The organism is Chloroflexota bacterium (assembly GCA_034717495.1).
Classification (GTDB): domain Bacteria; phylum Chloroflexota; class Anaerolineae; order JAAEKA01; family JAAEKA01; genus JAYELL01.
Map to the genome: position 1 here is coordinate 1 of JAYELL010000066.1, position 11720 is coordinate 11720.

The 11720-nt window shown below is 59.8% G+C and carries 7 protein-coding genes; 5 read left to right on the forward strand and 2 right to left on the reverse strand.

Translation table 11 applies throughout. The features are described 5' to 3' along the window. Window positions 1–139: 139 nt before the first annotated feature. Together feoB and U9R25_12860 are read right to left on the reverse strand one after the other, a co-directional pair. On the reverse strand, window positions 140–2299 hold the full coding sequence (gene feoB / locus U9R25_12855; protein ID MEA3336795.1) for a ferrous iron transport protein B: 2160 nt from the start codon (window positions 2297–2299) through the stop codon (window positions 140–142). Then, a complete protein-coding gene (locus U9R25_12860) occupies window positions 2289–2702 on the reverse strand; it encodes a ferrous iron transport protein A (GenBank protein MEA3336796.1) in 414 nt (137 codons plus the stop codon). The genes feoB and U9R25_12860 overlap by 11 nt, the downstream gene beginning before the upstream one ends. A 217-nt stretch (window positions 2703–2919) precedes the next feature. Here U9R25_12860 and U9R25_12865 point away from each other — a divergent pair, with 217 nt between their 5' ends. From U9R25_12865 to U9R25_12885, 5 genes are read left to right on the forward strand one after another with little or no spacing between them, the layout of a single operon-like run. Then, on the forward strand, window positions 2920–4413 hold the full coding sequence (locus U9R25_12865) for an FAD binding domain-containing protein (GenBank protein ID MEA3336797.1): 1494 nt from the start codon (window positions 2920–2922) through the stop codon (window positions 4411–4413). Between the two features lie 10 nt (window positions 4414–4423). Further along, complete coding sequence (locus tag U9R25_12870; GenBank protein MEA3336798.1) at window positions 4424–6703, forward strand: xanthine dehydrogenase family protein molybdopterin-binding subunit; 2280 nt, start codon at window positions 4424–4426, stop codon at window positions 6701–6703. Then, window positions 6700–7518: a selenium-dependent molybdenum cofactor biosynthesis protein YqeB gene (gene yqeB, locus U9R25_12875; protein MEA3336799.1), complete on the forward strand. Its 819-nt coding sequence runs from the start codon at window positions 6700–6702 to the stop codon at window positions 7516–7518. The genes U9R25_12870 and yqeB overlap by 4 nt, the downstream gene beginning before the upstream one ends. Before the next feature lie 19 nt (window positions 7519–7537). Continuing rightward, window positions 7538–8995 (forward strand): selenium cofactor biosynthesis protein YqeC, encoded by a 1458-nt coding sequence (gene yqeC / locus U9R25_12880; GenBank protein MEA3336800.1) that lies wholly within the window; start codon window positions 7538–7540, stop codon window positions 8993–8995. Window positions 8996–9039: 44 nt separating this feature from the next. After that, window positions 9040–11004 carry a glycosyltransferase family 39 protein gene (locus U9R25_12885; GenBank protein ID MEA3336801.1) on the forward strand — a complete coding sequence of 655 codons (1965 nt, stop codon included), beginning with the start codon at window positions 9040–9042 and terminating at the stop codon, window positions 11002–11004. Window positions 11005–11720: the final 716 nt, after the last annotated feature.

An 11720-nucleotide genomic window follows, 5' to 3' on the forward strand; every position in this document is an offset into this window, starting at 1 on the left:
CCTTCAAGCACGTTGCTATCGATGTTCAGTTGAAGGGCCAGCAGGTCCAGGCGCATTGGTCCCGGGGAGTTTTCAAAAGCGTCCAGTATTTGTTTCAGCATCTCAAATCACGCAATCAGACCTTTTCACAATTCTCTCCTTATCCCACCACCCATCCACCCACTTGATACACCAGGAACCCGGCAACCCATGCCAGCAGTGTCAGGTAGACCAGACTGAATATGGCCCAGCGCCAGCCAAATTCCTGTTTCTGGGCGCTGATGGTCGCAATGCAAGGTGCGTAGAGCAGCACGAAGACCAAAAACGCAGCAGCAGACAGTGGAGTGAAATGCTGCCGGAGGGCAAGGCTCAAGCCCGTACTGCTCTGGGCGGCCGCGTCGCTCACCAGGTTGATTCCAGGAATCATGCTCACGATGATGCGAATGGAATCACCTATGGCCTGGACGAAGCCGACAACAATGTCGCGAATATCAGTCACCACGTCCACCGGTTCCGGCTCAGCAGCTGCCTGACCACCCAGGTAGATGACGCTCATGCTGCTGATTACCACCTCTTTGGCAACCAGGCCCGTTGCCAGCGAACCGGTTGCCTGCCAGTTGCCGAATCCCAGGGGCTCGAAAACGGGTGCCACGGCTCCTGCCATGCGGCCGAACAGGCTGTCTTCCGTGTTTTGCACCCCAATGGGCAGATTGAGCAATGCCCAGACGATGATGGACGCGATGAGAATCACCGTTCCAGCCTTGATTACAAATTCTTCGCTGTGACGCCACATGTGTGTGACCAGTCCGCGAGCTGTGGGAAGGCGATAGGGTGGCAGCTCCAACACGAACAGGGAGTCGGCAGTATCGGCGAACAGGGTACGGCGAAAGATCAGCCCGGAGATCACGGCCAGCCCAATGCCCAGCAGGTAGAGGATGAAAATCACGGTGCCGGCGCGGCCTGGAAAAAAGGCAGCGGCAAAGATGACATATATCGGTAACCGCGCTGCACAGGACATCAGAGGGACGAGCAGGCCGGTCATAATCCGATCGCGTCGGTTATCCAGTGTTCTGGTGGCAAGGATCCCCGGGACGTTGCAGCCAAATCCGACGATCAACGGGATGAATGACTTGCCATGAAGTCCAAGCATGTGCATCAGGCGGTCCATGACAAATGCTGCCCGGGCCATATAGCCGCTGTCCTCCAGGATTGCCAGGCAGAAGTAAAGAAAGAGCAGTACCGGAAGAAAGACCATCACGCCGCCGACGCCGGCAATGATACCGTCGATCGACATTGATATAACCCAGGCGGGCGCGTTCAGGTTTGTCAGCAGGACATGAACCCAGTTGGCAAGCGTGCCGTTGACCGCGCTGTCAATCCAATCGACGAATGGCGCCGAGGCCTGGGCGGTAAGTCCAAAGACCATGGCCATTAGCATGAAGAAGATGGGCAGACCAAAGATTCGATGGGCAACTACATCGTCGATTCGATCGGTGACCGTGTGTTGTTGCCCCCGACTGCGCTTGACAACCTGATAGGCCAGGCCATGCACAAAGCCATAGCGTTTATCCGCTACCAATAGTTCCACATCATCGCCGTAGACAGTTTGCACGTGATTGGCAGCCGCCCTGGCATCCTGGCGAAGTTGTTCGGCTTCAGGAGAATCACCCAGAGCCTGAGCAACCAGTTTATCACCCTCCAGCAGTTTCACTGTCGTATAACGCGGGGCGTCAGGATGAAGCAATGCCATCACCCGCGGTTCGAGTTTGGCGATTTCCTCTTCCAATTCGTAGCCGTAGTTCACGACGTCGGGATGAGCCGTGGCTTCGGTTATCGCCTGGCGAAGCAGATCCTCGAGACCTTTGCGACGGGTACCGACGGTGGGCACAACGGGGATTCCCAACAACTCGCGCAACAGAGGCACATCGATGTGGGTACCCTCTGCTTCAGCCAGGTCCATCATGTTGAGGGCCAATGCAGCCGGAACGCCCAATTCGAGGATCTGCACCGCCAGGTAGAGGTTTCGTTCCAGGTTGGTTGCATCCGCGACGATTACGGAGACATCGGGCCGCTCCTCCAGGATAAAGTCACGGGCGATGACCTCTTCCAGTGAATGGGCACTGAGGCTGTAGGTACCGGGAAGATCGACCAGCGTTACCTGGGTACCATTCCAGCGCGCGGTGCCAGTTTTGATATCGACCGTCTTGCCAGGCCAGTTTCCCACGTGCTGGCGCGCGCCAGTCAAAGCGTTGAAGACTGTACTCTTGCCCGCGTTGGGATTGCCCGCCAGGGCGACGATGGGCTGGTCTTTACGCTTCATGCCCATCTGCCTCGTCGACCCCCATGCCTACGAACTCTTGCCCATCCTCGGAATTATTGGGGACCTGATCGACAACATCTTGCGATCCTGCCATCCAGGCCAGCCAGCGACGCCTGCCGCGCCGTCGCCGTCCCGAGCGGTTCCTGCAATTGCGCCGCTTATGACATTGCTCGCAGGGCAACTCTTCGACCAGCACATTGGCGGCTTCTGACCGGCGCAAGGAGAGCCGGTACCCCTTTACCTTGTACTCCACCGGATCGCCAAGGGGGGCAACCCGGATCACTTCGATCTCCGCGCCAGGCACGACTCCCATGTCCAAAAGGCGCCTGCGCAGGGCACCGGTGCCGTTCACCTTACAGATCGTACCACGTTCGCAGGGATTCAGTTCATTCAAAAAGCGCACAAGAAAGCCTTCGATTCGAGAAGTTGAGAATCATTCGCAATAACTATTGTACTCCAGGTTGGCCCTGATGACAACAATCCATATCATGAAATGGCTTGACAGATCATAGCGTTGGGAGTATTCTGCCCGTACGCCTTACGGTTCGAATTGGTGCCTGAAGTGTGCCAACCACAAGGCAATGCAACTACCCTGTGCGAGGTGAAAAGCAATAGCTGCTATGTGGCAATCCTACTTTCAACCGACGACTCTGCAAGAAGCCCTGGCAACCCTGGCCAGCCACGGTGACAAAGCCCGCATTATTGCCGGCGGCACCGATTTGATCCTGGAGTTGGAGCGTGGGGTACGGGGGCAACCGGTCCTGATCGACATCACCCGCGTTGCCGGGCTTGACGCCATCGAATTCAAGCCTTCGGACGGCGAGATATTTCTCGGCCCCCAGGTCACCCACAACGATGTCGCGGCATCTTCATTGTTGGTGGCCCGCGCTTTTCCCCTGGCACGGGCATGTTGGGAGGTAGGAGCACCTCAGATTCGCAACCGGGGCACGGTGGCGGGCAATCTGATCACGGCCAGTCCGGCCAACGATACCATCACACCTTTGTGGGCACTGGATGGGTCGGTTACTCTCTCCAGCCAACAGCGCGGCGATCGCCGCCTTTCCTTCGACCAGTTTTTCCTGGGTGTTCGCAAAACTGCCATGGAAGCGGACGAGATGCTGACAGGTATTCACCTGCGGGCCCTGTCCGATCCAGGCACGTCCGGTGTCCGGCGAGGCGATACCGTCTGTCGGGGCACGTTCATTAAGTTAGGACTTCGAAGTGCCCAGGCCATCGCGGTGGTCAATGTGGCCGTTGTAATCGATTTCGAGGATGACCTGGTCACTGCGGCGCGCATTACGCTTGGTTCCGTTGCACCAACCATCGTGCGAGCCACAGATGCTGAGGCAAGCCTGGTAGGAAAACCATTGAGCAACACGACCATCTTTCGGGCCAGCGAACTTGCTGCAGGTGCTGCGCAACCGATCGATGATCTGCGGGGCAGCGCCGAATACCGGCGTTCCATGGTTGGCGTGCTGACCGAGCGGGCGTTGAACCAGCTAAGGGAAGGGAGAGAGCGGGATGGTTGGCCACGGAACCCGGTATTTTTGAGCAGCGGCGGAGGAATCAGGCAATCAAAATATGGGCAACCGAGCCAATCAGGGGATGGCGGCATGCACCCCGAAACAGGCAATGAACAGGCTGTCGTTGCCAACGACTCTGCTCTTGAGATGGTTCTCAATGGAAGGCCAGTGGAACTGACCGGCGCCCGCGGCAAGACATTACTTCGGGTTTTGCGAGAGAACGCAGGATTGACCGGCGTCAAAGAGGGTTGCGCGGAGGGGGAATGCGGTGCCTGCACCGTCTGGCTGGATGGCGAGGCGGTAATGGCCTGCCTGGTGGCCGCGGAACGGGCGCAAGGTTGCCAGGTTGTGACTGTGGAGGGCCTGGCCCGGGGTGATGACCTGCATGCGATCCAGGATGCTTTCGTCAGCGAGGGGGGTGTTCAATGTGGTTACTGCACGCCCGGCCTGATCATGTCTGGCGCCAAGTTGCTGGAGGAACGGCCGCAGCCATCGCTGCAGGACATTCAACAGGCGCTGGCCGGCAATCTCTGTCGATGTACCGGCTATACCAAGGTGGTGGCTGCAATACTGGCTGCCGCTAATCGTTAAGAGGAGAACAATGCGAGCTGTTGGTAGTTCAAAACCACGGATCGATGCCCGGGACAAGGTTAGCGGAGTGGCCCTTTATCCGGGCGATATCGACCGGCCCGAGCAACTTTTTTTGAAGACCCTGTTTGCCGAGCGGCCCCATGCTCGTATCGTGTCGATCGACACGAGCATGGCTGAAAAGGCACCGGGCGTCGTGGCCTTGTTCAGTGCTGCCGATGTGCCAAACAATGAGTATGGCTTGATCATGCCCGACCAGCCTGTGTTGTGCGGACCGGGCGCGCCAGCCGGTGCGCCCGACTCCGATGTGGTGCGCTTCGTGGGAGATCAAATTGCCCTGGTCGTTGCCGAGACCGAGGCCCAGGCCGTAGCGGCGGCTGCGCTGATCGAAATCGATTGGCGTGATTTGCCGATCGTCAGCGACCCCATGGCGGCGAAAGAATCTGGCAGCATCCAGGTCCATGCCAGTCGCGATAGCAACGTGTTGCTGGAGTACCATATTCGCCGCGGTGATGTGGAGAATGCCTTTGCCGGCGCCGATGTCATTGTCGAGGCCACCTACCGCACCGGTGCGCAGGAACACGCCTATCTCCAGCCCGAGGCTGGTGTAAGCTACATCGACGATCGGGGACGGGTCGTGGTTGAGGCGGCCGGTCAATGGGCACATGAAGATCAGCAGCAGATTGCCCATGCGCTCGCTTTGCCGCTGGACCAGGTAGTGGTTCGTTATCCCGCCATCGGCGGCGCCTTCGGCGGCCGGGAGGATCTGTCGGTGCAGATTGTGCTGGCACTGGCAGCCTGGCGGCTTTACCAACGAGGTATCGCGCGGCCGGTGAAGACCATTTGGAGCCGGAGGGAGTCCATTATCGGGCATCACAAGCGGCATCCGATGGTCATCGAAGCCAGGTGGGGCGCGAACCGGGATGGCAAGCTGGTCGCCCAGCGAATGGATTTGACCAGCGACTGCGGTGCCTACGCGTACACCTCGACCAAGGTATTGGGCAACGCAACCCTGGCCTGCCTGGGTCCTTACGAATGTGCCAATCAATGGGTCGATTCCCGCACCGTTTACACCAATAACGTGCCCGGTGGTGCTTTCCGTGGCTTCGGAGGTCCTCAGGGCCACTTTGCCGCCGAAATGCAGATGAACAAGCTGGCGGAGGCGTTAGGGATGGATCCGGTGGAGTTTCGGGCGCGCAATGTCTGGAAGGAGGGCTCGGTCCAGGCGACGCGCAGTGTGCTGCCACCTGGCGTGACGATGCTGCCGGTGCTGGAGCGCTGTGCCCAGGAAGCGGGCTGGCAATGCATGGATGACGGGTGGGAGAGAGAGGCAGTCGTCGATGGGCCACCGGCAAGCAGTTCGGCAGCGACGCAACTGCGAAATTCTCTGGACTCGTCGGCGCCAGGCCGCCGCCTTCAAGGCGTGGGCATCGCGGCAAGTTTCAAGAACGTGGGCTTTAGCCTGGGATTCCGCGACGTCTGTTTTGCGACGGTGGAGCTCCACGGCGGTGAACAGATCGAGAGGGTTGTGGTGCGACATGCCGGGGCTGATTTAGGCCAGGGCGCGCACACGGTGATGGCCCAGATCGCTGCCGAGGTAGTGGGCGTGCCTGTCGGCCGTGTCGAGATGATCGTGTCTGATACGTCTGAGACAGATAACAGCGGCAGCAGTTCGGCCAGCAGAATGACCTTCATGGCTGGCAACGCGATCAAGGGCGCCGCCGAACAGGCTTTGGCGCGCTGGCAGAACAAGGAGGATCGTCCCTGCGTTGCCCGTTATGAATACCTGCCGAGGAGGACTACCCCTTACGATCCTGAGACGGGAGAGAGTGATCCCAACATCACCTACGGCTACTGTGCACAGGCGGCTCAGGTGGAGGTAGACCCCGACACCGGCCACGTCAGGGTTGAGCGAATCATCTCGGTCAACGATGTGGGGCGCGCCATCAATCCCCAACAGGTTGAGGGGCAGATCGAGGGTGCAGTTTCCCAGTCGGTGGGTTGGGCCGTACAGGAGGAGTTTCTGCAGGAGGATGGTCGAGTTCTGACCGACCAGTTGAGCACCTACCTGATTCCCACCATTCTGGACGTGGCCGATGTGGAATCGGTTATCCTTGAATTCCCCGATCCCCAGGGCCCATTTGGCGCCCGGGGCATGGCCGAGATGCCATTCATACCGACCGCGCCTGCCATTGCTGCCGCCATTCACCGGGCTACGGGGATATGGTTTGACGAATTGCCACTAACGCCGGAGCGGGTGTGGCGCGGCCTGAGGGAGGGTTCTTCGAAATGATCGGCAAAACCCTGGTCATGAGTCGCGGTGCGGGGGACCTGGCGAGCGGTGTGGTATGGAGGCTGCACCGCTGTGGTTTTCCTGTGGTGATGACCGAGTTGCCGCAACCGCAGGTGGTTCGCCGGCGGGTGGCATTTGCCGAGGCCATCTTCGCAGGCCAGGCCACGATCGAAGGTGTCACCGCCCAGCGGGTGGGCGATCCCCTGGACGCTCTTGACTTGATCAATAGAGGAGTGATACCGGTCCTGGTTGACCCGGATGGGGAGAGCCGTCAAAGCTTGCAGCCATCGGTCGTGGTGGACGCGATCATGGCAAAGGTCAATACGGGAACTGGCCTGGATGATGCACCTCTGGTTGTGGCTCTGGGCCCAGGTTTTGAAGCAGGAGTGGATTGTCATGCCGTGATAGAGACCAACCGCGGCCATAATCTGGGTCGGGTCATCTGGCAGGGAAAAGCAGAGCCCGACACCAGGATACCCGGGGAGGTTGGCGGCTATCGGGGCGCGCGCGTGTTGCGGGCTCCCGCCGATGGCCACGTTGATCCACTGATTGTCATCGGTGATCGCGTGTCCGAGGGAAATCTGATTGCGCGGGTTGATGGCATGCCGGTCGTGGCGCCCTTTGACGGCGTGTTAAGAGGATTGGTCCATGAGAGCGTCCATGTGAGGGTGGGGATGAAAATCGGTGATCTGGACGCACGTGGCGAACCAGGTCATTGCCTGAGTATCTCCGACAAATCACTGGCGGTTGGCGGTGGCGTTCTGGAAGCGATTCTTGCGTGGCTGGCCCGCGCCACCGCGAAGATGGACAGCTAAGCGCTGATCGGCAGCCGCCATGAATCTCAGCAGCGCCATTCGACTCGAAGCATGGGCGGCGAAACCGGTGATCGCTCTAATCGGTGCTGGTGGCAAGTCAACTTTGCTGTTTCGCCTGGGCAATGAGTTGGCGCAGGCCGGCTACCAGACATTGCTTTCCACGACGACCAAGCTGGGCGCCCATCAGGTGGATGACGCTGCCTTCACACTGTTGGCCTCCGATCCACAACTGTTGGCCAGGGAACTGCCAACCTCGCTGCGCGGGTATCGCCAGGTGTTGGCCCTGAGTGGTGAAGCGCCAGGAGGCAAAGTGCTCGGCCTGCCCCCGGAGATCATCTGCCAGCTGCTGGGTTTGGCGGATGTCCAGGCGGTGGTGGTGGAGGCGGATGGCAGCCGCAGGCGTCCCATCAAGGCGCCGGCGGACCACGAACCGGTCGTGTCCGCTTGTACCAATCACATGCTGACGGTTGCAGGCATGGCAGGCATTGGCAAGCCGCTGTCCGCCGACTGGGTTCACCGGCCCGCTCTGGTTGCCTCCTTGACCGGACTCTCGATGGGGGAACCGTTGACACCGGAAGCTGTGGCAGCGCTATTGACTCATCCCCGTGGTGGCGCAAAGGGTGGCCCCGAGCAGGCGCGGAAATTCCTCTACCTGAATCTGACCTCAAGCGTCAACAAGCCCTGCGAGCGCGCCAATCAGTTGACCGCTGCACGGGAGATCGCCGATCTGGTCATTGCAACGCAGGTTAACGACAGTGGCGCAGTTGACGACATGGCGCTGTCCGGCCAGGGCCATCAGGCTGTGCTGATCGGCAATGCGCGAGGGGATGATCCAGTGATCGAGGTGTATGGCAGCGTTGTGGCGATTGTTCTGGCTGCCGGCGAGGGAGGTCGCATGGGTCCTAATCGTGTCAAACAGCTGCTGCCATGGGGCGCGGGCAATACCCTGGTTGGCCATGTGGCCGATACGGCTCTGGCAGCCCGGTTGATCCAACGCGTGGTCGTTGTGCTGGGTTATCAGGCTGGGGCCGTGGAAGAAAGCCTTGGCGAAAGGCCGGTGGCGAGGGCGGAGAATCCTGAATGGCAGAGAGGCCAGAGCAGCAGTGTAAGAGCAGGCCTGCAAACTGCCCTCGCCTCCATGCCCAACCTGTCAGGCGCCATTTTTCTGTTAGCCGATCAGCCTGACGTTTTGCCCAATACCATCGATCTCCTGGTGGAAGCCCATCGTCGGACCCTGGCGTCCATTGTGGTGCCTCGCTATCAGGGTGGAGCGCGGGGCAATCCAGTGCTTTTCGACCGGCGTGTCTTTCCCCAGTTGATGAGTCTGGCCGGCGATACAGGTGGCCGGGCTTTATTCGACGACTACGGCGACGCGGTGCAGAGCGTTCCGATCGAGCAAGCCGCGCCCCGGGGAATCGAGTCCTGGGAGGATTACCGCCGCCGCACCGGTGCCATTGATGGCGAGGGAAGACAGTGACGGCGGGCGCTGCCGGGACCGCAAGGTCTGCACGATGGTGGCAGATGGCTGGCGTGGCAGTGGCCTGGCTATTGGCCTTTTTCGCCCAATTCCTCTTTGATCGATTTGGCGATCTTCCGGCCTGGCTGGCCGGCGATGTTTCGATCATCTCGATCGGCGCCATGCTGCTGGTCGCTGCGGGGATTCTGTTCGCCGTCGCGGCCCCGCGGGCAGCGGCAAGGACCTGTTCCCGGGAGCTGACCGGCGTGGATGGCGAAATCGGCCCACACTGGCCGTCAACCCGGGTCTCCATGTGGCTATTCGGCGCGGGGATGCTGGCGTACCTGCTGGCAATAACTCTTGCCCTGTTTCAGGTGGAAACCGCCCTCGTGACATGGCTCTGGCTTGCCGCGCCGCTACTTTTGGGGGCAGGGCTCTGGCGGCGAGGAGATTTTGGACTGCTCTTGAGCCAACTGCGAGACCAGCATCGGATCATTCTTCTGTTAGTGCTGATCCTGGCAGTTGCCCTCTTTCTGCGCCTCTACCAGCTCGAAAGTGTGCCGCAGGATATCCATGGTGACATGGCATCCCATGGCTTTCAGGCCCGGGAAATCCTGAAGGGGACGACCGGCGGCATCATCGGTTTTGGTTGGGCTGGCATCCCATTATCGGGGTTTCTTCCAACTGCTTCGATGATGGCTTTGACCGGTGATCAGGGCTTGATCGGGCTGCGGCTCCCCTCGGTGATCGGCGGCCTTCTGAGCATCGTGGGTCTGTTCGTGTTATTACTGCAGGTGTCGACCCCACGGGTGGCGATCCTTGCCTCGGCATTGCTTGCTATTTCCTACGCCCACGTGCATTTCAGCCGCATCGCCGAGTATATGGATCCTGTTCCCCTGGCCGTCTGGATGTTTGCTTTTATGTTGCTCGGACTGCGCTTGGGGCGCCTGTTTGCTATGCTGCTGGCGGGGGTCTTGTTGGCCTTTTCCACCCTTGGTTACTTCGCCGGCAGAGCCACGCCGTTTTTGCTGCTGTTATTCCTGCTTTATCTCTTTCTGGTCGACCGCCAATGCCTGCGCGCCAATCGCCGTGGTCTGGTAGTGCTTGCGCTGGGATTCCTGGTTGGTCTCGGTCCGATGGCGTTCGAGTTTGCCCGCCATGCTGAACAAATCTGGTTCAGGGTAGGAGAGGTATTCCTGTTCAACCCCGAAGTCATAGACCACCTGGCAAACAAATATGGGCTAACGAGCGGGTGGTCCGTATTGTTGGAGCAGACACAACGAAGCCTGCTGATATTCAATGTTTACGGAGACAGCAGCACGCAGTTTGGTTTTCCCAGGCCACTCTTTGACTCGGTTAGCGCCCCACTGCTTGTACTTGGTCTGGCCTATGCCCTCGCCCATCTTCGGGATTGGGCGAACGGTCTGTTGGCTCTTGCGGTGCTCAGCCTGCTGTTGGTGGGTATTTTGACCAACAATGCTGCTTTTTGGCCCAGGCTGGTATCGATCTTGCTTCCGGCAGCGGCGCTGGCAGCATTGGCCATCGATCGAAGCTGGCAGTCTCTGGTGGATGCTACAGGCGATGAAACGAATCGGTTTCTGGTTTTGATAGCGACTGTCGGGTTGATCTACCTGGCGGTGGTCAATGTGCTGCTATACTATCCCTTTGCCCGCAGCAATGGCCGGCCCAGAGCAATCGTTGGGCGCACTGTGGCCAGTTTGCCGGCAGATGCCACGGTCTGTCTGGTCTCAGAGGATCCGGCAGACTCGTTTACCTGGATTCACAGCGTCGAGGAGAGGGAGATTGCCTATTTCATGGGATCGAGGCTGGGCATCGATATCGATGTCCCATCGAGGCCAATCGCGGACCACAGCCCGGTCGAATGCCAGCGCTCAGGTGCGGTCTGGATCGTGCCCTTGCGGCACGATGTGATCGTGAGGGATCTGCGCGAGGCGTTTCCCGGTGGTCGGGTGACGGCCCACGGACCGAAAAAGGGGGATGTGGTTTTCTACGCGTTTGAACTGCCGTGAGAGGAGGGGTGGGGGGACGCCGCCAGCACGCTAGCAAGCGGTGCGTGAGCTAGGCGTACCGTGAGGTAGGGACGCGGGGAGGGTTTGGACCACGAAGGCGCGAAGGTTCACGCGCCAGCAGGCGTACCGTGAGGTAAGACCGCGAAGCGCGAAGGGCACGAAGGACGCGGGGACGCGGGGAGGGTTTGGACCACGAAGGCGCGAAGGTTCACGCGCCAGCAGGCGTACCGTGAGGTAAGACCGCGAAGCGCGAAGGGCACGAAGGACGCGGGGACGCGGGGAGGGTTTGGACCACGAAGGCGCGAAGGTTCACGCGCCAGCAGGCGTACCGTGAGGTAAGACCGCGAAGCGCGAAGGGCACGAAGGACGCGGGGACGCGGGGAGGGGGAGACGCGGGGATGGGGAGACACGGGGACGCGGGGACCTTACCTAGCAGTCTGGCGCAGATAATTGGGCAGATGCGTAGGTCACGCTACCAGCGTGACATCTCTGGTAACCCACGACTGTCCGGCTACCAGCCGGACCTACATATCTTTGTGGTCATTTACGCCCGACTGTACTAGGCCGTGTTGACATTTCATTTTTCAGACGGATCCAGTGTGATTTCGTCTCAAGATGTCGAAAATTTGCACTAAATGGTCGACCAATGTTTCCAATTCAGCCGTTTCGGCTTCAATTTCGGCCATTTTGTTCGTCATTTGACGACTGTCCACCAA

Excerpts from the sequence above, each read along its gene's own strand:
- feoB (MEA3336795.1), bottom strand. The coding sequence starts at position 2,299 with ATGAAGCGTAAAGACCAGCCCATCGTCGCCCTGGCGGGCAATCCCAAC.
- U9R25_12865 (MEA3336797.1), top strand. The coding sequence starts at position 2,920 with ATGTGGCAATCCTACTTTCAACCGACGACTCTGCAAGAAGCCCTGGCA.
- U9R25_12870 (MEA3336798.1), top strand. The coding sequence starts at position 4,424 with ATGCGAGCTGTTGGTAGTTCAAAACCACGGATCGATGCCCGGGACAAG.
- yqeB (MEA3336799.1), top strand. The coding sequence starts at position 6,700 with ATGATCGGCAAAACCCTGGTCATGAGTCGCGGTGCGGGGGACCTGGCG.
- yqeC (MEA3336800.1), top strand. The coding sequence starts at position 7,538 with ATGAATCTCAGCAGCGCCATTCGACTCGAAGCATGGGCGGCGAAACCG.
- U9R25_12885 (MEA3336801.1), top strand. The coding sequence starts at position 9,040 with ATGGCTGGCGTGGCAGTGGCCTGGCTATTGGCCTTTTTCGCCCAATTC.